This window comes from Rhodococcus sp. IEGM 1381 (genome assembly GCF_030056795.1).
GTDB lineage: Bacteria > Actinomycetota > Actinomycetes > Mycobacteriales > Mycobacteriaceae > Rhodococcoides.
This window is the reverse complement of sequence record NZ_JASHKQ010000006.1, coordinates 12,648-34,316: the sequence shown is the minus strand read 5'-3', so window position 1 is coordinate 34,316 and position 21,669 is coordinate 12,648. Positions and strand designations below refer to the sequence as shown.

Annotated in this window: 23 protein-coding genes and 1 pseudogene; 18 read left to right on the top strand and 6 right to left on the bottom strand. The window is 62.4% G+C overall.

The window, feature by feature from the left end; translation table 11 throughout:
- Positions 1–24: 24 nt before the first annotated feature.
- The 4 genes and pseudogenes from QM797_RS15645 to QM797_RS15630 all read right to left on the bottom strand — a co-directional run bounded on the left by QM797_RS15645 (position 25) and on the right by QM797_RS15630 (position 3,467).
- Positions 25–761, bottom strand: a pseudogene (locus QM797_RS15645) (SDR family NAD(P)-dependent oxidoreductase).
- A 1-nt stretch (position 762) separates the two neighbouring features.
- On the bottom strand, positions 763–1,527 hold the full coding sequence (locus QM797_RS15640) for a crotonase/enoyl-CoA hydratase family protein (protein WP_283276562.1): 765 nt from the start codon (positions 1,525–1,527) through the stop codon (positions 763–765).
- The gene (locus tag QM797_RS15635) at positions 1,524–2,288 is read right to left on the bottom strand and encodes an SDR family NAD(P)-dependent oxidoreductase (protein WP_283276561.1); all 765 of its coding nucleotides are present in this window, start codon (positions 2,286–2,288) and stop codon (positions 1,524–1,526) included. The genes QM797_RS15640 and QM797_RS15635 overlap by 4 nt, the downstream gene beginning before the upstream one ends.
- Positions 2,289–2,300: 12 nt before the next feature.
- Positions 2,301–3,467: a thiolase family protein gene (locus QM797_RS15630; RefSeq protein ID WP_283276560.1), complete on the bottom strand. Its 1,167-nt coding sequence runs from the start codon at positions 3,465–3,467 to the stop codon at positions 2,301–2,303.
- 121 nt (positions 3,468–3,588) lie between these two features.
- Between QM797_RS15630 and QM797_RS15625 the strand changes: the two genes are divergently transcribed.
- From QM797_RS15625 to QM797_RS15580, 10 genes are read left to right on the top strand one after another with little or no spacing between them, the layout of a single operon-like run.
- Positions 3,589–4,779: an acyl-CoA dehydrogenase family protein gene (locus QM797_RS15625; protein ID WP_283276559.1), complete on the top strand. Its 1,191-nt coding sequence runs from the start codon at positions 3,589–3,591 to the stop codon at positions 4,777–4,779.
- A 32-nt stretch (positions 4,780–4,811) separates the two neighbouring features.
- On the top strand, positions 4,812–5,582 hold the full coding sequence (locus QM797_RS15620) for an SDR family NAD(P)-dependent oxidoreductase (protein WP_283276558.1): 771 nt from the start codon (positions 4,812–4,814) through the stop codon (positions 5,580–5,582).
- Positions 5,583–5,617: 35 nt separating this feature from the next.
- Complete coding sequence (locus QM797_RS15615) at positions 5,618–6,643, top strand: LLM class flavin-dependent oxidoreductase (RefSeq protein WP_283276557.1); 1,026 nt, start codon at positions 5,618–5,620, stop codon at positions 6,641–6,643.
- Positions 6,640–8,283, top strand: a complete 1,644-nt coding sequence (locus QM797_RS15610; RefSeq protein ID WP_283276556.1) for an AMP-binding protein — start codon at positions 6,640–6,642, stop codon at positions 8,281–8,283. The genes QM797_RS15615 and QM797_RS15610 overlap by 4 nt, the downstream gene beginning before the upstream one ends.
- 15 nt (positions 8,284–8,298) lie before the next feature.
- Complete coding sequence (locus QM797_RS15605; RefSeq protein WP_283276555.1) at positions 8,299–9,465, top strand: acyl-CoA dehydrogenase family protein; 1,167 nt, start codon at positions 8,299–8,301, stop codon at positions 9,463–9,465.
- Positions 9,466–9,476: 11 nt separating this feature from the next.
- Positions 9,477–10,367, top strand: coding sequence for an HpcH/HpaI aldolase/citrate lyase family protein (locus QM797_RS15600; RefSeq protein ID WP_283276554.1), 891 nt, complete (start codon positions 9,477–9,479; stop codon positions 10,365–10,367).
- The gene (locus QM797_RS15595; RefSeq protein WP_283276553.1) at positions 10,364–10,837 is read left to right on the top strand and encodes a MaoC family dehydratase; all 474 of its coding nucleotides are present in this window, start codon (positions 10,364–10,366) and stop codon (positions 10,835–10,837) included. The genes QM797_RS15600 and QM797_RS15595 overlap by 4 nt, the downstream gene beginning before the upstream one ends.
- Before the next feature lies 1 nt (position 10,838).
- A complete protein-coding gene (locus tag QM797_RS15590; protein WP_283276552.1) occupies positions 10,839–12,311 on the top strand; it encodes an aldehyde dehydrogenase family protein in 1,473 nt (490 codons plus the stop codon).
- Positions 12,311–13,513, top strand: coding sequence for a CaiB/BaiF CoA transferase family protein (locus QM797_RS15585; protein WP_283276550.1), 1,203 nt, complete (start codon positions 12,311–12,313; stop codon positions 13,511–13,513). The genes QM797_RS15590 and QM797_RS15585 overlap by 1 nt, the downstream gene beginning before the upstream one ends.
- A gap of 6 nt (positions 13,514–13,519) precedes the next feature.
- The gene (locus tag QM797_RS15580; protein ID WP_283276548.1) at positions 13,520–14,311 is read left to right on the top strand and encodes an SDR family NAD(P)-dependent oxidoreductase; all 792 of its coding nucleotides are present in this window, start codon (positions 13,520–13,522) and stop codon (positions 14,309–14,311) included.
- 6 nt (positions 14,312–14,317) lie between these two features.
- Here QM797_RS15580 and QM797_RS15575 read toward each other — a convergent pair whose 3' ends face one another.
- A complete protein-coding gene (locus QM797_RS15575) occupies positions 14,318–15,082 on the bottom strand; it encodes an SDR family NAD(P)-dependent oxidoreductase (protein WP_283276547.1) in 765 nt (254 codons plus the stop codon).
- Positions 15,083–15,156: 74 nt separating this feature from the next.
- Here QM797_RS15575 and QM797_RS15570 point away from each other — a divergent pair, with 74 nt between their 5' ends.
- The 8 genes from QM797_RS15570 to QM797_RS15535 all read left to right on the top strand — a co-directional run bounded on the left by QM797_RS15570 (position 15,157) and on the right by QM797_RS15535 (position 21,129).
- Complete coding sequence (locus QM797_RS15570; RefSeq protein WP_283276546.1) at positions 15,157–16,308, top strand: acyl-CoA dehydrogenase family protein; 1,152 nt, start codon at positions 15,157–15,159, stop codon at positions 16,306–16,308.
- A 168-nt stretch (positions 16,309–16,476) separates the two neighbouring features.
- Complete coding sequence (locus QM797_RS15565) at positions 16,477–16,884, top strand: nuclear transport factor 2 family protein (RefSeq protein WP_283276545.1); 408 nt, start codon at positions 16,477–16,479, stop codon at positions 16,882–16,884.
- A gap of 33 nt (positions 16,885–16,917) precedes the next feature.
- A complete protein-coding gene (locus tag QM797_RS15560) occupies positions 16,918–18,474 on the top strand; it encodes a class I adenylate-forming enzyme family protein (protein ID WP_283276544.1) in 1,557 nt (518 codons plus the stop codon).
- The gene (locus QM797_RS15555) at positions 18,471–18,911 is read left to right on the top strand and encodes a hypothetical protein (RefSeq protein WP_283276543.1); all 441 of its coding nucleotides are present in this window, start codon (positions 18,471–18,473) and stop codon (positions 18,909–18,911) included. The genes QM797_RS15560 and QM797_RS15555 overlap by 4 nt, the downstream gene beginning before the upstream one ends.
- The gene (locus QM797_RS15550; protein ID WP_283276542.1) at positions 18,908–19,321 is read left to right on the top strand and encodes a MaoC family dehydratase; all 414 of its coding nucleotides are present in this window, start codon (positions 18,908–18,910) and stop codon (positions 19,319–19,321) included. Before QM797_RS15555 ends, QM797_RS15550 begins: the two co-directional genes overlap by 4 nt.
- A gap of 2 nt (positions 19,322–19,323) precedes the next feature.
- The gene (locus QM797_RS15545) at positions 19,324–20,163 is read left to right on the top strand and encodes a mycofactocin-coupled SDR family oxidoreductase (RefSeq protein WP_283276541.1); all 840 of its coding nucleotides are present in this window, start codon (positions 19,324–19,326) and stop codon (positions 20,161–20,163) included.
- A 10-nt stretch (positions 20,164–20,173) separates the two neighbouring features.
- Positions 20,174–20,629 carry a nuclear transport factor 2 family protein gene (locus QM797_RS15540; protein ID WP_283276540.1) on the top strand — a complete coding sequence of 152 codons (456 nt, stop codon included), beginning with the start codon at positions 20,174–20,176 and terminating at the stop codon, positions 20,627–20,629.
- Positions 20,626–21,129: a pyridoxamine 5'-phosphate oxidase family protein gene (locus QM797_RS15535; RefSeq protein ID WP_283276539.1), complete on the top strand. Its 504-nt coding sequence runs from the start codon at positions 20,626–20,628 to the stop codon at positions 21,127–21,129. Before QM797_RS15540 ends, QM797_RS15535 begins: the two co-directional genes overlap by 4 nt.
- Here QM797_RS15535 and QM797_RS15530 read toward each other — a convergent pair.
- Positions 21,114–21,632, bottom strand: a complete 519-nt coding sequence (locus QM797_RS15530) for a nuclear transport factor 2 family protein (protein ID WP_283276538.1) — start codon at positions 21,630–21,632, stop codon at positions 21,114–21,116. The genes QM797_RS15535 and QM797_RS15530 overlap by 16 nt on opposite strands.
- Positions 21,633–21,669 lie beyond the last annotated feature (37 nt).

The following is a 21,669-nucleotide window of genomic DNA, read 5'->3' as shown; positions in this document are numbered from 1 at the left end:
CGACGGCGGAATAGAATCGGACAATCAGTACTGTCCCGACATTCCGCCGTCCATCGACAGCGCGGATCCGGTCATGAAAGGCAAGTCTGCGCGAAGTAGGAAAGCTACTGCGCGAGCTACCTCCTCGGCCGTTGCCATTCCTCGCCCCCCGACCCCGAGGGTCGGTACTGCTTGGCCGTCGCGGTTGAGCAGAGCCCTGAACTTGCCGATGATCGGTGTGTCGGTCGAGCCTGGACAAATACAGTTCACCGCAACGCCGTGTTCTCGTACTTCCGCGGCAGCAGTACGAGTGAGGCCCAGTACCGCGTGCTTGGAGGCGACGTAGTCGGCTCGCTTGGTGCGCCCTGAAGACTGGCAATGGACCCTGTATCGACCACCTGGCCGCGGCCGGCCGCGATCATATGTGGCAGAACATATTTGAGGCCATAGAACATGCCGTCCAAGTTGACCGAGAGCGTGGACGACCACTCGTCTATGGACATGTCGACGATGCTGCGATTGCAGCCGGCGATGCCAGCGTTGTTGAAGAACTTGTCCGGCACGCCGAGGTCGTCGACCGCACGCTCGACGTACGCGGCGACCTCGTCGGGCTTCGACACGTCGGCATGGTGCGCGAGAACGGTGCCGGTCGACAGTCTCACGGTTTCCTCGGCGGCGTCGTGGTCTATGTCGACTGCGAGCACCGCGGAGCCGTTGGAAGACAGTTCGAGCGCTACGGCTCTCCCGATTCCGCTGCCTGCACCGGTGACGATGGCAGCCATGTCACCGACCTCGCCAGACCGGCTTCCGCTTCTCCTTGAACGCTGAGGCACCCTCTCGGGCATCCTCGGAAGACCGAACGGGCTCATAGATTTTCCACATTTCCGCGAACTGCTCGTCGTTGGACCAGTCCCGCGCCTTGGTTATTATCTCTTTCGTGGCACGGACTGCAAGCGGGCCGTTCGCGGCGATTTTCTTCGCCAATTCCATAGCGGTAGCCAGGGCCTCGCCGTGGGCGGTGAGTCTGTTGATCAACCCAGCGTCCTTGGCTTCCTGCGCGCTGATGAAATCACCGGTCAAAGACCACTCGACGGCAAGGGCGTAAGGAACTCTCAGCGGAAGGCGCAACAATCCGCCTCCGCCGGCGAGAAGACCGCGCTTGACCTCGGGCAACCCGAACACCGCAGTCTCCGAGGCAACTACGAGGTCGCAGGCCAGTACTATCTCGAAACCGCCTGCGATCGCGTGTCCTTCGACGGCGGCGATCAGCGGTTTGGCCGGGGGAGTCTCGGCGACACCTGCGAATCCGCGACCAGGGATCGATGGCTTCTCACCGGCCAGAAATGCCTTCAAATCCATTCCGGTGCAAAAGCTTTTGCCTTCACCCGTGATGACCCCGGCTACGAGGTCGTCGCGAGCATCGAGCTCGTCCATGGCATCGGCGATGGCCTGGGCCGTGGCAGTGTCGATCGCGTTGCGCACCTCGGGGCGCGTGATCGTGACAACCTGAACTCCATCGATCTGCTCCACGCGAACCGATGCATTCATCGCGGTGCCATTCTGATCGCGCCGTCGAGTCTGATGACTTCACCGTTGATCATCGCGTTGTCGATCATGTGCAGGGCAAGTTTGGCGTACTCGTCGGCGTCGCCCAGGCGAGCGGGGTGCGGAATCTGCGCGGCCAGGCCGTCACGAATCTCCTGCGAGAAGCGGGACAGAATGGGGGTGTCGAAAATTCCGGGCGCAATACTGTTGACGCGAACCAGTTTTCGAGATAGATCCCGGGCCGCGACGAGGGTCATACCGACGACGCCGGCCTTGGCCGAGGCGTAGGGAATCTGCCCGATCTGCCCTTCCCAGGCGGCGACGGACGCGGTCATGATGACAACTCCGCGTTCACCGTCGACCGGTTCGTTGCGGACCATACGGGCAGCTCCGAGCCGCAGTACGTTGAAACTGCCGATCAGGTTGGTCTGGATCAACGAGGTGTAGAGCTCCAACGATCCAGGGGTGCCGTCCTTTTCGACCACTCGGACGGTGCCGCCCCGGCCTGCGCAGTGCACCACCGAGCGTAGGGGAGCCCGCGACTCGGCGAGGTCGAGGGCGGCATCGACGGCATCGGGATCGGCCACATCGGCCGGTCCGAACTGTACGAGGTCGCCGAGCTCGCGAACGACGTCTTCACCGGCCGACTGCGGGAGGTCGACGATGACAGTGTGCACGCCCGCGGCCACGAATCGCTTCACGGTTGCGAGTCCGAGTCCGGATGCGCCGCCGGTGACGACGGCGGAGGAATTGGTGAGATCCATGAATCGGGTTCCTTACTTCAGAATTTCGATGATGGTCGCGTTGGCCATACCGCCGGCCTCGCACATGGTCTGGAGGCCGTAGCGGCCGCCGGTGCGTTCGAGGTGATTGATCATCGTGGTCATGAGGCGCGCGCCCGAGGCACCGAGGGGATGTCCGAGTGCAATCGCACCGCCCACTGGATTCAAGAACTCTTCGTCGACGCCGAATTCCTTGGCCCACGCGAGCGGCACCGAGGCAAAGGCCTCGTTGACCTCGAAGGCCGAGATGTCGGCGAGGGTCAGGTCGGCCTTCTTCAACACCTTCTCGGTTGCGGGGATGGGACCGGTCAGCATGAGCAGAGGATCGTCGCCGATCACCGCTGAGGCAACGATTCGGGCGCGCGGGCGCAGACCCAGCTCGGCTGCCCGCGCCTCGCTCATGACGAGCAGTGCGGACGCTCCGTCGGTCATTTGAGATGCGTTGCCCGCGGTGACGGACCAGTCGAGGTCTGGGAACTGCGCGCGCCGTTCATCGGTCCCGAAGACTGCTTTCAACCCGCCGAGTTTTTCCGCCGTGGTGCCGGTCCTGATGGTTTCATCGGTCGTCAGTCCGTCGACGGGCACAATCTCATTGCCGAACCATCCGGAATCACGAGCGGTGGAGGCACGTTCGTGGGAAAGCGCGGAGTACTCGTCGAGCTGCGTCCGAGAAATGCCCCACTTCTGGGCGACGAGTTCGGCAGACACACCCTGGGGAACCAGTACCGGGAATCGATCGTGGACGCTCTCGCCGAACGGATCGGCATCTCCGCGTGCACTACCCATCGGAACTCGACTCATCGATTCGACTCCACCGGCGATGACAATGTCGTACGCGCCGGCTGCAACCCCTTGGACGGCGAAATCGAGAGCTTGCTGGCCCGATCCGCATTTGCGCTCGACCGTCACCGAGGGGACGTGCACCGGAAAGCCTGCAGCGAGCACGGCCTGGCGACCGGGGGTGCCGGATTGTTCGCCGCTGCCGCCGACGCATCCGATGATGACGTCGTCGACAAGCCCCGCGTCGAGGTCGGAACGATCCACCAACTGGCGCAGTACCTGACCGAGCAAGTCCGCGGGGTGCAGATGCGAGAGACCACCACCTACCTTGCCCTTTCCCATGGGGGATCTAACGGCGTCGACGATAACTGCGCGTGTCATGACAACTCTCTTGAAGCAGGTTTCTGGAAACGTGACGAGGTATTGATGATTATGTTTAGCATGAACCTAGCGGAAGCTGTAAGGATTGTTGTACCGTAGATCACATCGTATTAGTATAATCATGAACATGAAAGGGGTGGTCATGTCCGCCAGCATCCTGAACGACGACGAACGCGCCATCAAAGAGGTAGCTGCGAAAGTTGCCACCGAGCGCTACGCGCCCAAGGCTGCGCAGTGGGATGCGGAGAGAACTGCGTTCCCCCTAGAGGAGCGGAAGTACCTCGGTTCGCTCGGGTTCCTGGGTATTGCGCTTCCGGAGCGTTTCGGCGGCGGAGGAGCGCCCCTGCAGCAAGCGCTCAATGTCATCGAAGAGTTTGCCTACCACTGCCGACCGGCGGCGTTCCAGATTTTCGAGGCCAATACCGGCCCGGCTCAGGTCATCGCCCGAATTGGTACCGAAGAGCAGCGTGAACGATTCCTCCCCGGCATCATCGCGGGCGACATCACGATGGCGGTCGCCATCTCCGAGCCCGACGCAGGATCGGCCGCGACAGATCTGACGACCAAAGCGACTATCGACGGCGACACTGTCCGTGTCAGCGGCAACAAACGCTGGATCTCCAACGGTTCCGAGGCAGATGTCTACCTTGTCTACTCGCGCATGAGCGACGCACCCGGTGCGAAGGGCATCGGGGCAGTTCTTGTCGAGGCGGATCGAGCAGGCGTCAGCTACGGGGCGCGTGAGAAGCTCATGGGCTTTCGTGGCATTCCTTCCGCGGACATCTACTTCGACGATGTCGCGGTTCCCGTGGAGAACGTCGTCATCGAGCCTGGTGGTTTCCGCACTCTGTTCACCGCGTTCTCGATCGAGCGGCTCGGCAATTCGACGATGAGTCTTGCGCTGGGTCAGGCCGCATTGGACCTGTCGATCCGGTACGTGCAGGAGCGGACACAGTTCGGCAAACCGCTGATCGAGTTTCAGGCCGTCCAGATGACCATCGCGGACATGGCACTCCAGGTCGATGCGGCCAGGTTGTTGCTGCAGCGTGCAGCAGGAGCAGTGACCGATGGCGAGCAGCTCCCCAATTCCCTACACGTCTCGCTGGCGAAGTGCACTGCCAACGAAATGGCGAAAAACGTGACCGATCTGGCGATGCAGCTGCACGGCGGCAATGGCTATACCGAAGAATTCGGCATCGAGCGGATGCACCGCGACGCACATGGCTGGGCGCTCGCCGGTGGCACCCCGACCATGCAGCGAACTCGAATAGTTTCCGAATTACTGGGACGTTCGTTCGACCAACGAGGCTGAATAGTTCAGTAGCTCGAGAAGGAGTACAGAAAATGCAGCGTTATGAAGGTCGCATCGCAGCGGTCATCGGTGGTGGCTCCGGGATGGGCCGCGCCATCAGCCACCGCCTCGCGTCCGAGGGAGCGTTCGTCTACGTCACCGACCTCAGTGCGGAGTCCGCGTCGAAGGTCGCGGCTGAGATCGTAGCCGAGGGTGGTCAGGCAACAGCCGTGACCGTCGACGCCACGAACAACGACGATCTCCGCGCACTGTTCGCGAAAATCGACGAGGAGAAGGGCGTTCTGCACGCATTGCACGCGCAGGTAGGCATGCCCGGTCCCGGTGGGCTGGACGTCGACGACGCTGCGTGGCAGAGGAATATCGATGTCAACGTCAAGAGTGCTTATTACTCGACCACACTCGGCTTCGAGTTGCTCAAAAAAGCTGGCGGCAAAGGCTCGGTCACGCTGACCTCTTCGACGTCGGCGCTCATCGGGTCGCCGTTCAGCCCGATCTATTCGATGACCAAGGGAGCGCTTGTTCCCTTCGGTCGCTCCCTGGCCCTCAACGGTGCCAAGGACGGGATCCGCGTCAACGTCATCTGCCCGGGTCAGGTCAAGACGCCCATGCTCGCGCAATTCTTCGGCCGCGAGCCCGGCTCGGACGTCACTGCTCTGGCAGCGGACTTCGTCGCGACCATTCCGCTCGGCCGCGGTGCCGAGCCCGAGGAGATCGCATCGGTGATCGCATTCCTCAACAGTGATGACGCCAGCTACATCACCGGAGTCACCATCCCGGTCGACGGTGGCCTCACCGCGCAGTAAGTGCAGCCAGCTCAATACTTCTCGAAGGGACTCACATGGTTCAGGTCGGCTTACTGCTCAGCGACGTGCCGAAGTCGGTGACGCCGGCGCAGCAGTTCAAGGACATCCTCCGCATCGTCGAGAGCGCTGAGGACAACGGATTCAACTACATCGCCATCGGTCAGCATTTCCTCTACGGCGACCTTCGCTGGCTGCAGCCGGTGCCCTTGCTTGCTCGCCTTGCTGCACATGTCGCCCCGACGACCAAGCTCGTCACGCAGATCATGATCGCGCCGCTCTACCATCCTGTGATGCTCGCGGAGGAAATTGCGACGCTCGACGTCGTCACCGAGGGGCGATTGATATTCGGTGCCGGATTAGGTTACCGCCCTGAGGAATTCGACTACCTCCAGGTTCCGTACAAGGAGCGCGCTGGACGGTTCGATGAGTCCCTCCAAGTCATGAAACAGCTGTGGACTCAGGACGAGGTCACCTTCGAGGGCAAGTACTTCCAGCTCGACGGCGTCAAGCCCCACCTGCATCCCGTCCAGCAGCCACACGTCCCGATCTGGATCGGTGCCCACGCGATGGGCGGCGTCCGGCGTGCAGGGAAGTACGGCGACGCCTACGCGGTGCCGCCGGAGACCCCGAAGCACGAGGTCGAGGAGCGCTACCGCGTCGTCAAAGATCTCTTCGAAGCGCGCGGCAAGGAGTTCGGCCTTCAGCCGCTGCGCCGCAACGTACTCGTCGCGGACAGCAAGGAAGAAGCTATGGTCGAGTACGCGCGGGTCGCGCAGGGCCGCTACCTGACCTACGCCGCAAAGGGTCTCGAAGTCATGGCCGGCCGCGACCTCGCGAACCAGTTCGCCGAGTCGGTCTCCGATCACGTCATCGTCGGAACTCCGGACGATGTCGTCGGTAAGCTCACCGATCTTGTGACCACGCTGCCGGTCGACCCGCTCCTACTGCGTCCGCAGTGGCCGACGATGGACGGCGACGAGACCATCGCCGCCATCGAACGTCTCGGGAAGGACGTTGTGCCGTCGATGCTGGCGATCGAACCGTTCCGGGACTTCAAGTGACACAGACCTATCGAGATCTGCATCCCAACTTCGTCGATCCGGAAGGGTGGACGCTGAACAACGTCCTGCGTACGCACGCCTCGACCACGCCGGACGCGCCGTGTCTACTCGTTCCGGAGGAGAACCTCGAGTTCACTTACGCCGAGATGCTCGCTTCGGCGGAGCGCATTGCCGGATCGTGGCACGCGGCAGGCGCACAGCAGGGGGATCGTGTCGTCATCATGGCGCTCAATTCCTCCCGGCTGGTGCGTAGTTGGTTCGCCGCCGCGGTGGGCGGCACCGTGGAGGTGCCGATCAACACCAACTACGAAGGCGAATTCCTTCGGCACCAGATCGTCACGGTCGGTGCGCGCTGGGCGGTCATCGACGACACGTTCGTCGAGCGCTTCGTGGCGATCGCCGAGCACGCGCGCGGCATCGAAAGGTTCTGGGTCATCGACACCGGACACGGCGATGCGGCTGTCTCGTTGTTGCGAGAACACGGTTGGCAGGCTGAACTCTGGGACGAACTCGAGGCGGGCAGCCCCGTCGCGGTTCCGGCTGCACGGGCCCAGGACCTCGGTGCGATTTTCTTCACCTCCGGTACAACCGGCCCCTCCAAGGGTGTCGCCATGCCGCACTCTCAGCTGTATTTCTTTGCGCAGGAGGTGGTGTCGCTGACCCGGCTCACCGCGGCAGATCGATACATGACCACGACGCCTCTGTTCCATGGGAATGCGCAGTTCATGGCGGTCTACCCGGCGCTCGTCGCCGGTGCCAGCGCCGTGGTGCACTCGAAGTTCAGCGCAAGTCGATGGATCGACATGGTCCGCGACTCCGAAGTGACCGTGACCAACTTCGTCGGCGTCATGATGGACTTCGCTTGGAAGCAGGCACCGCGCGAGAACGATCGCGACAATCAGCTCCGCGCGGTTTACGCGGCACCTATCGCCGACACCGTCGTAGAAGAGTTCAAAGACCGTTACGGCATAGAGGCTTTCGTCAACGCCTTCGGGCTGACCGAGACCAGCGCTCCCATCTTGACTCCGTACGGGGAAAAGATTCCACCCGGCGCGGCTGGCAAGGTTGCCTCGGACTGGTTCGACATTCGGCTCGTGGACCCAGAGACCGACCGCGAGGTCGCCGTCGGTGAAGTCGGCGAGCTCGTCATTCGCCCGAAGCAACCCTGGACATGCAGTCTCGGGTATTACGGAATGCCGGAGAAGACTCTCGAAGCCTGGCGCAACCTGTGGTTCCACACCGGAGATGCTTTACGTACGGACGAGGACGGATGGTTCTACTTCGTCGACCGGTACAAGGACGCTCTGCGCAGGCGGGGGGAGAACATCAGCTCCTACGAGGTCGAGCAGGCCGTTCTCGGGCATCCGGCCGTTGTCGAATGCGCGGTGATCGGCGTTCCTGCCGACGTCGAAGCAGGTGAGGACGAGGTGCTCGCCGCTGTCGTGGTCAGCGAAAAGGCCGATGCCGCAGAGATTCTGGACTGGTGCGCGGGGAAGATCCCGGCCTTCGCTACGCCGCGGTACGTGCGATTCCTCGACGCGCTTCCGAAAACGCCCTCGGAGAAAGTGCGCAAGGCAGTTCTGCGCGACGAGGGCATCACCGCCGACACGTTCGATCGCACTGCGGTGCCGGTCGCCTAGAGCTGGAGACACGACATGGACTACACGGTCGACCCGACGCACGAGGACATCAGACAAGCCGTCAAGACGCTGTGCAAGGCGTTTCCCGACGACTACTGGATGGAACACGACGATAGCCACGAGTTCCCCTGGGACTTCTACAACGCTGTGGCCGAGGGTGGTTGGCTAGGACTGACCGTCCCCGAGGAGTACGGCGGCGGCGGGCTCGGCGTTACCGAGGCGGCCATCGTCGAACGTGAGATCTCGGCATCCGGTGCAGGGATGGGCGGCTGCAGTGCCGTCCACATCGGTATCTTCGGCTTCGAGCCCATCATCAATCACGGCAGCGAGGCGATGAAGCAGAAGTACCTGCCCAGGGTCATCACCGGTGAGTTGCACACGTCTTTCGCGGTCACCGAACCCGACGCCGGTACCGACACCACCAACATCAAGACCTTTGCCAAGAAGGTCGACGGTGGATTTCTGGTCTCGGGCAAGAAGGTCTGGATCACCAAGGCGCAGGAAGCGGAAAAAATGCTTCTGCTGTGCCGAACCAGTCCGCGTGTCGAGGGCGAGAAGCGCACTGCAGGAATGACATTGTTGTTCGCCGATATGGATCGAAGCAAGGTCCAGATCCGGCCGATTCCCAAGATGGGCCGCAACGCCGTCGACACCAACGAGCTGTTCATCGATGAACTGTTCGTGGCCGACGAGGACGTCGTCGGCGAGGTCGGCCACGGTTTCCGCACCATCCTCGGCGGGCTCAACGCCGAGCGTGTCATCGCCGCGAACGCGGCTCTGGGAATCGGTGAGGCTGCCCTGCGCCGCGGCACCCAGTACGCCAAGGACCGTGAAGTCTTCGGTCGGCCGATCGGAAAGAATCAGGGCATCGCATTCCAACTTGCCGAGGCCCGAATCAGGCTCGATGCGGCAGCGGCTGTCGTCGACAAGGCCGCCTGGATGGTCGACGCCGGGCTGCCCTGTGGCCGAGAAGCGAACGCCGCCAAATACTTGTGTGCCGAGGCCGGCTTCTTCGCCGCGGATGTCGCGTTGCAGGTGCACGGCGGATTCGGGTTCGGCAAGGAATTCCACGTCGAGCGCTACTTCCGCGAGTCACGCCTCATGCGGATCGCACCGATCAGCCAGGAAATGGTCCTCAACTACACCGCCGAGCATGTCCTCGGCCTGCCGCGTAGCTACTGAAGGGAAGTGACGTGCAGCCGTACCGTTCCATTCTGTTCGTGCCCGGTCACCGCCCGCGGTGGGTGGACAAGGCCGTTGCGTCGGGCGCAGACTGCGTCGTTCTCGATCTGGAAGACTCGGTGCCCGCCGCCGAGAAGGAGTCCGCCCGTGCGACGGTGGCCGAGTCCATCGCACGAGTTCGGCAGACCAACTTCGATGTGGGACTGTTCGTCCGCGTCAATCCACTTGCGACGCGGCTCACCGGCGCAGACCTCGAAGCTGTCGTTGTGCCTGGTCTGACGGGCGTGTTCGCGCCGAAGATAGAGAGGGCCGTCGACGTCTTGCAGTACGACGCGTTGCTCGATCACTTCGAGGCGCGCAACAACGTCGACGGCCTGGAATACATCGTTCCCGTCGAGACGGTGAAGGCCATCCACAACTGCCTCGAGGTGGCGACGGCGTCCCCGCGCGTCGGCGCGATGATCGGGCCGTCCGCCGAGCATGCCGACATCGCCCGCGAGGTGGGATACGAATGGACGCCCGAGGGTCTCGAAACCCTGTATCTACGAAGTCGGGTGCTTCTCGCGTGCCGGGAGGCGAAGATTCACGCTCTCACCGGACTGTGGGAGGATCTCGAAAATTTGAGCGGCCTGCGCGAATTCGCAACGAAAGGACGGCAGCTCGGCTTCCGCGGAATGATCGCGATCCACCCGTCGCACGTCGAGACCGTCAACGACGTGTTCAGCCCGTCCGAGCAGGACATCGAGTTCTACCGCGGGCTGGCGGAGGCGTACGAGAAAGCCGAAGCGCAGGGGACCGGTGCATTGCGGTACCGCGGGCTGCATATCGACAAAGCGCACTACGACAAGGCAATCCAGTGGTTGGAGCGTGCCGAGGCGATCACGAAGAGAGGCAGCAAGTGAGAGGTCTGTATTTCGAGGAGTTCGAGGTGGGCAAGCACTACAAGCATGCGATGACCCGCACCGTGACCGAGATGGACAACGTCATGTTCACCTCGCTGACGATGAACATCCAACCGCTGCACCTGGATGCGGAGTTCTGCAAGGGCACGATCCACGGCCAGCGCCTGTTCAACAGCCTGTTCACTGTCGCGTTGATCGGTGCATTTCACGTGCCCGAGCTCACGATGGGCACCACACTCGGCAACCTCGGCTACGAGAAGATCACGTTCCCGAACCCGGTGTTCCACGGCGACACACTTCGGGCGGAAACGACCATCAAGAACAAGCGCGAGTCCAAGAGCCGCGACGATTCGGGAATCGTCTGGTTCGAACACATCGGATACAACCAACGGGACGAAATCGTCTGTGTGCTCGAGCGAGTCGGCCTGATGGCCAAGCTCCCGGCAGACATCGAGAAGGATGGTGCGTGAGATGACCGCAGTGGCAGAAGTTCAGCAGGACTGGGTTCCGGACACCAGGACGCTCCTGATCGGCGACACCGATGCGCAGCCCGAAGGCGAGAGCTGGGACGTTTTCAATCCGGCAACCGAAGCAGTGATCGCCACCGTCGGCGGCGCCTCGAGCAGCCAGGTCGACGATGCCGTCGCCGCGGCACGAAAGGCGTTCCCCGGGTGGGCCGCTCTCAGCGGCGAGGAGCGTTCGGTGCACATCCACCGATTCGCGGACGCTCTCGAAAAGGCCGCCGATCGGCTGCTGCCCTCGATCGTCAACGAGGTCGGTTGTCCGGTCTCGCTAGCGGCGTACCTCCAGGTGAAGATGGCCGTAGACGAACACCTGCGATGGGCGGCGGAAGCGGCGAAAACGGACCGCACCATTCATCTCGGAGGCTACGACAAACCTGTTCCGACGATGAGCGATGTAGTCCATCAGCCCGTCGGCGTGGTTGCGGCAATCACCGGGTACAACTACCCGCTCAATCTCGCGATCTTCAAGTTCGGTGCGGCACTTGCCGCAGGCTGCACCGTCGTGCTGCTGCCGTCGCCGCGGACTCCGCTGACGACACTGTTCCTCGGCGACTTGATCAAAGAAGCCGGCCTGCCGCCGGGCGTCATGAACGTCATCATCGGTGGTGCCGATGTGGGACAGCAGCTTTCCTCGCACCGCGGTGTCGATCGGGTCTCGTTCACCGGGTCCGACGGAGTCGGAGCCAAGATCATGGAGCAGGCGTCGGCCAACTTGGCCGGTGTGACGCTCGAACTCGGAGGCAAGTCCCCGAACATCGTCCTCGAGGGCGTCGACGTCAAGAAGATCGCCGTCGAGATGCACCTCCGCTGGGCCCGCAATGGGGGCCAGGGTTGCGCGGCGCTCGCCCGTCTTCTTGTGCACGACAGCGTGTACGACGAGTTCCTCGAAGCCGGAGCGTCCGCGTTCGATCAGATGATCGTCGGCGATCCCTGGGATCCGGCCACCAACATCGGACCGATGATCCGGCCCGACCACCAAGCGCGCGTCAACGGCTTCATCGACGGCTCGGTGGCCGAGGGCGGCAAGAAACTGCTCGAGGTCACCAAGCCGCTTCCGGAGAAGGGCTGGTACGTCAACCCCGTTCTGCTGGGCGGACTCCCACACAGCGCCCGCGCGGTGCAGCAGGAGATCTTCGGGCCCGTCGCTGTGATAGTCCCGTTCAAGGACACCGAGGAAGCCATCCGTTTGGCCAACGACACCGAGTACGGACTTGCGGCCAACGTCTACTGCGACGATCCGATCGAGGCGCGCCGCGTCGCGGAGCAGGTCCGAGCCGGAACCGTGTGGATCAATGGCGGTGGGTCGATGCGTCCCGACGCTCCGTTCGGCGGCTACGGAAAGTCCGGGGTCGGCCGCGAACTCGGCGAGTGGGGAATGAAGGAATACCTCGAGGTCAAGCACATTCAGTGGAGGGTTTGATGAGCGCTGAAGGGCCACTTGCGGGCATCAAGGTGGTCGAGCTCGGCACCATGTACGCCGCGCCGACGGCGGGACGTATGCTCCGAGATTTCGGCGCTGAAGTCATCAAGGTCGAGGACCCGGCATCAGGTGACTATGCGCGGCAATGGATTCCGCAGAAGGACGGCCTCTCGCTCGGGTTTTCTCGTTTGAATGCGGGCAAGCGCTCGGTCGGCATCGACCTGCGTGACGAGGAGGGTCGAGCGCTGGTGAAGCGACTCATTGCTGGAGCCGATGTCGTCATAGAATCCTTCCGGCCCGGCAGGCTCGAAGCATGGGGGCTTGGATTCGAAGAATTGTCCGAGGTCAACCCAGGTTTGGTGTTGGCTCGCGTCTCCGGATTCGGTCAGACCGGTCCGAACCGTCTGCTGCCGGGATTCGGCACTGTTGCCGAGACCGCCAGCGGCTTCGCGAACGTCAACGGTTGGCCCGATTCACCGCCGACGTCGCCGCCGTTCGGCTTCGCCGACTCGATCGCCGGATTGTCCGCGGCGATGGGGGTTGCGATGGCCTTGTTCAAACGCGAGAAGACCGGTCTCGGTGAGGAAGTCGATGTCGCGCTCTACGAGCCGCTGATGTTCATCGTCGGCGACATGTTTCTCAAGTACACCGCAACCGGGGAGATCCAGCAGCGCATCGGCAACTCGACCGGAGCGGCGTCGCCACGCGGAATCTACGAGGCAGCGGACGGCAAGTTCCTCTCGATAGCCGCATCGAACCAAGCCATTGCCAAGCGGCTGTTCGCTGCCATGGGTAAGCCCGAGGTGATCGAGGACCCGCGGTACGCAACCAACGCGGATCGACTGCGCAACAACGACGATGTCCAGAAGATGGTGATCGAGTGGTGCGCATCCATGCCGCGCGCCGAGGTGTTGGCCACGCTGGAAAAATTCGAGGTGGTCAGCGCCGCCGTCAACGATGCCTCCGACGTGGTGCAGGATCCGCACTTCCTGGAACGGACCCTCGTCGAGATCACCGGAAACGACGTCCTCGGCAAGGTGCTCATGCCGGGGCCTGTGTTGCACATGAAGAGCTACGACGGCCCGGTGTACGACGGCGTGCCGGGAATCGGCGAGCACACTGCCGAGATTCTGGCGGCCGAGTTGTCCATGAATGCAGAGGAACTGGCAGATCTGGCCGGACGAGGAATCGTCAGTAAGTAGGTGGCTGTGAAGAACAAACGAGTACTCGTGACCGGCGGCGGCTCGGGAATCGGACGGGCCATTGCCGTCGAGGCTGCATCTCAGGGTGCCGAGACCGTGATTGTCGCCGACATCTCACCGGAGCTGCTGGCCGAGACCGAAACTCTCATCGCGGCGGCGGGAGCGAAAAGCGTTGCGCTGCGGATCGATATGTCCGACGGTGAGCAAGTCCGGCAGATGATCGACGCCGCCGTCGCTGCCGCAGGAGGCCTCGACACTCTGGTCAACAACGTGGGCGTCATCGACACCGGGTTCGTACCGGGGGAGCAGGCCAATATCGTCGATCTCCCAGAGGACGTGTGGGATGCCGTCATGAACATCAACGTCAAGTCGATGTGGTTGGCGACGAAATACGCTGCGTCGCATCTCCGGGCGTCGAACCGGGGTCCGTCCATCGTCAACGCCGCGTCGGTGTCGGGGATGATGGGCTACAAGACGCCCGCCTATTCCGTGAGCAAAGCTGCGGTGATCCAGCTGACTCGAACCACCGCGATTTCACTGGCAAACGAAGTTCGGTGCAACAGCTTCTCTCCTGGGAGCTTTCGGACCACGATGGCGCAGAAACATATCGATGCCGCCGCCGATCCGGTGGAGCAGGAGCGCCACATGAGCGGTGCCCATCTGATTCCGCGCCTCGGTGATCCCGTGGAGGTCGCGCGAGTTGCGTGCTTCTTGGCCTCGGATGCAGCGTCGTTCATGACGGGTACCAACGTCCCCGTCGATGGCGGGACGATGGCGTGGCGGGGCTTGCGGACGTAGGGCTGCCTACATCCCGCCGTCGACGGTGATGATAGATCCAGTGGTGTAGCTGGAGGCGTCACTTGCGAGATACAAAGCAGCTCCCACGATTTCATTGGGGTCGCCGCCTCGCTTGGCTGCGAAGGTCTCGGCACGCTTACCGAAAGCCTCCATGTCCCAGGCGTTGGAAACGTCGGTCAGGAACGTGCCGGCCATGATCGCGTTCGTGCGCACACTCGGCCCGAATGTCTTGGCCAAGCCGACGGTGATGGCGTTGAGGCCGGCTTTCGCAGCGGCGTAGGGCAGCACGTCGGGTCGGGGCTTGGTCGATGCGGCGCTCGAAATATTGATGATCGAGCCACCGTCGCCCTGGGCCATCCGTGTTCCGATGAGTGCGGCCAGGCGGAAGGGGCCTTTGAGATTGACCCCGAGGACTTTGTCGAACAGGGCCTCGGAGATGGTGTCCACGGAGTCGTACAGCGGGGACATGCCCGCGTTGTTGATCAAGATGTCGACCTTGCCGAAGTGCTCGTAGGAGGCATCGACTAGCGAGTCGAGAGCATCCCACTTACCGACGTGAGCAGCAATCGGGAATGCCCGCCGCCCGGTCGCCTTTTCGATTTCTTCGGCTGTCACCTGGCAGGACTCGAAGTCACGGCTGGCGATGATCACATCGGCTCCCGCCTGGGCGAGGCCGAAGGCCATCGCTTTGCCGAGGCCGCGGCTACCGCCGGTGATCAGGGCGACGCGCCCGCTGAGATCGAACTGGGATGGGGCGTCGAACTGGGGCATCTATTTCTCCTGGATCCGGGCCACGCCGAGCAATTCCTTAGTATGGTAATCATAGATTGACGAATGGAGACAGGGTGTCGGAATCGGAACAGGGACTGTTCGAGCTCCCACGTAAGTATCTCGAACTGCAGGTCGAAGCGCGGGCGCTTGCAGAATCCGTCCGCGATATCGCTGCGCGCGCCGACGAGTCGGACGGTATCGACGTCGACGTACGCAAGCGGCTTCAGGCGACAGGGTTGGCCGGCGTGACCGTGCCGTCTCGGTTCGGCGGTCGCTTCGAGGAGGTCGACTCGCTCGCCGTCACGGTGATTCGTGAGCGTCTTGCAGCCGAGTGCGGACACCTCGATTCGCTCTTTGCGATGCAGGGCATCGGGAGCTACGGATTGTCTGTCGGCGGAACGCCTACGATGCAGGAGTACTGGCTCCCGAGGGTGGCGAATCTCGATGCAATCGCTGCTCTGGGCCTCACCGAGCCGGATGTCGGCTCGGATCTCAAGGCGCTGACGACGTCGATCGAAGAGGTCGATGGTGAGCTGGTGGTCAACGGACACAAGTCGTTCATCACCAACGGTGGCGATGCAGACTTCTACAGCATCCTCGGACGTGAGGGCGAGGGCTACTCCCTCGTTCTGATCCCGGCGGACACACCGGGTGTCACCACCGAACGACCGCATCAGATCATCGCTCCGCACGTGTTGAGCGACGTGATCCTGAAGGACGTACGGGTGCCCTTGGATCACCGAATCGGACAGCAGGGCAAAGGATTCTCGCTGGTCTTGGCAACTCTGGCGACCTTCCGGGTGTCGGTCGCGGGTGCTGCGGTAGGTCTCGCCGAGGCTGCTCTGAAGGAGGCTGTGCGCCACGCGAACGGCCGAGAGCAGTTCGGTGTCAGTCTGTCTCGTCTCGGCTCGGTGCCCGAGCATCTGGCCATGTGCTGGACCGACATCGAGATGGCGCGTTCGTTGACCTATCGCGCCGCGGCGGCTTCGGCTCGCGACGCGAGGGCAAACCTACATCTCTCGTCGATGGCCAAGGTCGCTGCAACCGAGGTTGCCGGTCGTGTGGTCGACCGTGCGGTTCAGGTGATGGGCCGCTATGGCATCACACGCGGCAGCAATATCGAGCGTCTGTACCGCGAGGCCCGCCCCATGCGGATCTACGAGGGCTCGACCGAGGTCATTTTAGACTCACTGGCGAAGCAACTCGTCAAGGACGGAACGCTCTAGAGAAGTCTCGCGGCGCGATTCCCCGTCCGGTAATGCACGACGCCGGGCGGGGATTGTCGCGCCTTGGACGCGTCGCCATCGGATGTAATCGCGCTTGACGCAACATGATTCATGATTATGATTGGCCTTGTTGTGATTGTCGTCACGCCTGGATCGAGGAGAAAAGTCATGTCGTCACGCCCCGGAATCGAGAACACGCTCAGCCGCTACGGCCTCGGATACGATGATCACCATCCCGAGATGATCGTTGCGTCGTTCACCAAGGATGCCGTCCTGACAATGAAAATTGCCGACGGTGATCTGATCGGACCGTTCGACGGAATCGACGCGATCATGGAATTGATGAACGGCTCCGCGCACTCGCAGTCGGACCAGCGCCGACACCTGACGACGAACGTCCTGATCGATGATGTCGATGATGATCACGCGACAGTGATTGCGTACCTGACGATCATCTCGGTCGCCGACGGGAAGCTCACTGTTCTGTCCACCGGAAAATACGAGGACGAGTTCGCCCGAGTCGACGGAACCTGGTTGATCGCCAAGCGGCACATTGCTCTCGACCTGCCGTACTGAGCCCACCTGTCGTACCGAGCTTAGGAATCTCGCATGCAGAATCAGGGATTGATCCCCGCCAAATGGGCAGCACTGACGCCTGACCGGCAGGCAGTGTTCGACGTGCCGAACGATCGACGCATCACCTTCTCCCAACTGGACGAGCGTGTTCGACGGCTCGCCAACGGTCTTCGCGGACTCGGGCTCGAGAAGGGCGATCGGGTCGCGGTGTTGACCCGCAACAGCGTCGAGTTCCAAGAGCTGTATTTCGCAGCCGGCCGCGCCGGTCTCGTTCTGCAGCCGCTCAATTGGCGACTCGGTGTCAAACAGCTCATCGGTCTGATCGCGGACGCAACCCCCAAGGTGATCATCACCGCCTCCGAGTGGTCGGAAACGAAGCAGGAACTGCAGCGCGCGGTGAATGTCGATCACTGGCTCGAATTCGGTGCCGATTCCGACGGCAGTTACGACGAGCTTCTTGCTCGGTCGAGTGCCGACGAGCCGATCTGGACGCCGTCGATCGGCGGAGACGATCCGTTCTTCATCCTGTACACCGGGGGCACGACGGGCGAGTCCAAGGGCGCGATCCACACCCACACCAGTGCCGCCAACGGAATGCTCAATCAGACGGTGGCAGAACGCATCGTCCCGAACGACGTCTACATGCTGACCGGGCAGATGTATCACATCCCGGTGGTACTTTCGATGAACTACATGAAGCACGGTTGCCCGGTGGTGCTGGTGAACTTCGAGGCGAAGCAGGCGCTCGAGATCATCGAGACCGAGAAGGTGTCTGCGTTCTTGGGGATCACCACGATGCTGAACTGGATGATGGCAGTCCCGAACTTCGCTTCCTACGATCTCTCCAGTCTGCGGAACATTCAGTACGGCGGCGGTCCGATGCCGTCGACCATCGTCCGTGCAGCGCTCGATGCGTTCCCGTGCACCCTGATTCAGGGATACGGACAGACCGAGGGCACGACGATGTCCTTCCTCTCTCAGGAGGACCATCTCAACGCCGTCAAGGGTATCGATGCTCACCGTCTGAAGTCCTGTGGCCGTGAAGGGTTCGTCACCACCATCCGTATCGTCGACGCGTTCGGTGAGGAAGTTCCGCGGGACGGCAAGACGCCAGGGGAGATCGTCGTGCGCTCCGAAGCGAACATGATCGGGTACCTGAACCGTCCCGAGCTCACGAAGGACACGTTGCGTGACGGCTGGATGTGGACCGGCGACATCGCAACCTGGGACGAGGAGCGATACGTCTACATCGTCGATCGGGCGAAAGACATGATCATCTCCGGCGGCGAGAACATCTTCAGCGTTCAGGTCGAGGAAGCCATCGGCGCACACCCCTCGGTATTGGAATGCGCTGTCATCGGGGTTCCCGACGACGAATGGGGTGAGGCCGTGAAAGCAGTCGTCGTGCTCAAACCCGGAACGGAAGCGACCGAGCAAGAGATCATCGACGTGGCGAAGAAGAATCTGGCGTCGTACCAGAAACCGCGATCGGTCGATTTCGTCACCGCACTACCCAAGGCGCCCACAGGCAAGATCATGAAACGTGATCTGCGGACGCCCTACTGGGAGGCCGCAGGTCGCACCGTATGACCGAAGAAGAATTACGCGCAATGATCGGGATCCGGATGCCGGGCGGCACCCGAACGTTGGAGAAGTGGTGGGTAAGCCTCGTTCTCGACGCGATGGAGTGCACGGCCGACGACGGCGCGGCGCACCCGACCTTCGTATTTCTGGTCGCCACCGGGTCGATGGGGTGGACGTGGGACGAGTTGTTCGCGGCGTTCTCCGCGACCGACGCGGACGGTCCGATGTTCGGCGAAACCGACACCGTCGTACACGTACCATTGCTGACCGGCTCCACCTACACGGTGACCAGCGAGATCGTCTCCGCTGCACGGAAGATCGGTAAGAAGACCGGCGTGTTCGACATCGTCGGATATCGGTTGGACATCCACGATGCCGAGGGCACGCTCGTGGCCTCCACTACCAACTCGATCGTCTTCCCGCGTCGAGAGCAGGCCGCGTGAGTATCGAAGTAGGACAGGTGCTTCCGTCGCGCATCATCGACGGCGTCGATCCAGAGAAAATGAAGCTGCTCTCGGCGTTGATGCGTGATCCCAACCCGATTCACTTCGACCGCACGGCAGTCGCCGAACTCGGCATGGGGGACAAGACCGTCAACCAGGGTCCGTCGAACATGGCCTACGTGCTGTCGATGCTGGGGTCCTGGGCCGGCGGCGTCGACCGCATAACCCACTATCGATTCCGTTTCCTCGGAAACGTATTCGAAGGCGACCGACTCGAAGCAGGCGGGGTCGTCACCGCAGTCCGCGAAACCTCGGACTCGTTCGAGGTGGAGTGCTCGCTGACGTTGACCGTGATCGACGGTGCCCAAGTGCTGACCGGTGCCGGGACCGTAACCATTGATAAGGAGTGACCATGCCAGGCCGCCTAGAAGGAAAAGTTGCATTCATCACCGGAGCCGCACGCGGCCAGGGTCGAAGCCATGCAATCAGATTGGCGCAGGAGGGCGCTGACATCATTGCCGTCGACATCTGCGAGAACATCGATACCGTCACCCCGTTCTACCCCCTCGCCACCGAGGACGAATTGGCCGAAACGGTGAAGCAGGTCGAGGCTCTAGATCGACGCATCTTCGCTCGACGCGCCGATGTGCGTGATCTGGAGCAGCTACAAGCAGTGTTCGACGAGGGTGTCGCCGAGCTCGGCCGCGTCGACATCGTCGTCGCCAACGCCGGAATCGCGACGTACGGGCTCTCCTGGGAGCTGACGACCGAACAGTGGAAGGACATGATCGACGTCAACCTCACCGGCGTCTTCCACACCGCGAAGGTGGCCATCCCGGCGCTGATCGAGGCAGGCCGCGGCGGATCGATCGTGTTTACCAGCTCGATAGGCGGACTCAAGGGCATTCAGCACGTCGGGCATTATGTGGCCGCGAAACACGGCATTGTCGGCCTGATGCGCACGATGGCCAATGAGCTGGGCCAGTACAAGATTCGTGTGAACACCGTCCACCCGACGAATGTCGACACCATCATGATCCAGAACCCTGGCACCTATTCCATGTTCGCGCCGGGTGATCCGGAGCCCACGCAGGACAAGGCAATGGCGGGGTTCGCCTCGCTCAACACACTTCCGGTGCCGTGGATCGAGTCCGTCGACATCAGCAACGCCGTGCTCTACCTCTCCAGCGACGAGGGCCGTTACGTCACCGGAGTCACCCTGCCCGTCGATGCGGGCGCCTACGTCAAGTGAAAGGACCTTCATGACAACAAGTCTCGCTACCCAGGACCTCGCCCACCGCGCACAGCAGGCTCTCTACCGGTACGCCTGGGCCGCAGATGCGGGCGATCTCGACACCCTTCGCGGTCTCGCGATGGAGGACATCAGCGTCACGCAGACGACGGAGACGAAGCAGGGAATAGAAGAATTTCTCGACATCTATCGGGCCTTCGCGGCGTCCGACACCGAGATCTCGCGGCACGCCGTGACCAACACGGTGGTGAGTGAGGAGGACGGTGGAGTTCGCATCGATGCGTACTTCGAGGCCACCCTGTTCAATGCCGACAGCACCTCCCGCATCTTCGGTCGATACTCGGACTCCTTGGTCGAGGTAGACGGGGATCTCAAATTGGCCCACAAGCGCATCCTGGTCGACAGGGTGATGGCCTTGCCTGTCGCGACGTCGGCGTTCGTCCCGTACGGTTCCGCCTCGTCGTGAGCCGGGTGGGGATCGACGACAACGAGAACCTCGAGTCGGTCCGGGCGACGGCCGAGGGGCGCTCGACGTTGATTTCGACGCAGACCGAATGCACGTTCGCGTTCACCACCGAGGCAGGGTGGCCGGCGGGCGTCGTAATGAGCTATCTGTTCACTCGTGGTCGCTTCTGGCTGACGGCGGCGGCGGGCCGCGCCCACGTGCGGGGCGCCGTCCGTGACCCTCGGGTGACGCTGGTTATCTCCAATGCAGGCACGACGTTGCCGGGGCGGCAGATGCTGTCCGTTCGCGGCACCGCCACCGTGCATTCCGATGAGGCAGTGAAGTCGTGGTTCTACCCGGAGTTCTCGCGCCACCTCGCGCCTGCAGATCCGGACGCGTTCGCGACATTGCTGGACAGTCCGCAGCGCGTCGTCATCGAGGTCGAGACGGTTCGTGTTGCGGTGAGCCATGATTCGACCAAGATGCCCGGTGATGGGCGGGGCGGCTATCGGTCTCGGTAGGTGGACCAGGTCGGCGCGGATTCGGGGTAATCCGCGCCGGCGTATCTGGTCTGCGGCCACCGGATTCGCTGGTCCGTGCGAAAGCTCGCGCCCATGGCCTCGAACGGAACCGCGTACATGAACGACACTCGGCGGTGCTGAAAGCGCCAGCGATCTGTCATGACATATCGGTCTGCGTAGCGAAAAGCGCTCATCATCAACGTGTCTCGGACAGCCAGCTCGGCATGTCCGGTCATGCGGCCCGTTGCGTGCCGAGGATCTTCGACGGTGATCAAATGGATCTCGGGCGTATGGAGCATGGTGGTGTAGCGATCCATACTGTCGAGGTAGAACGTGCGCAATTCCCCGCGGCCGGTGAGAGTCTTCCCCGCGATCGTGAAGGTTGCGTGGGGTGCGTACATCTCGAGTACCGACTCGATGTCGTGGTCGTCGACGGCCATCGAGTACGCGCCGGCGAGGTCTCTGATCGCGTCCTTGGCGATCAGGGTGTCGAGCGGGTCCATGGTGTTCCGTTCCAGCACAAAACGTACGTGCGTGTGC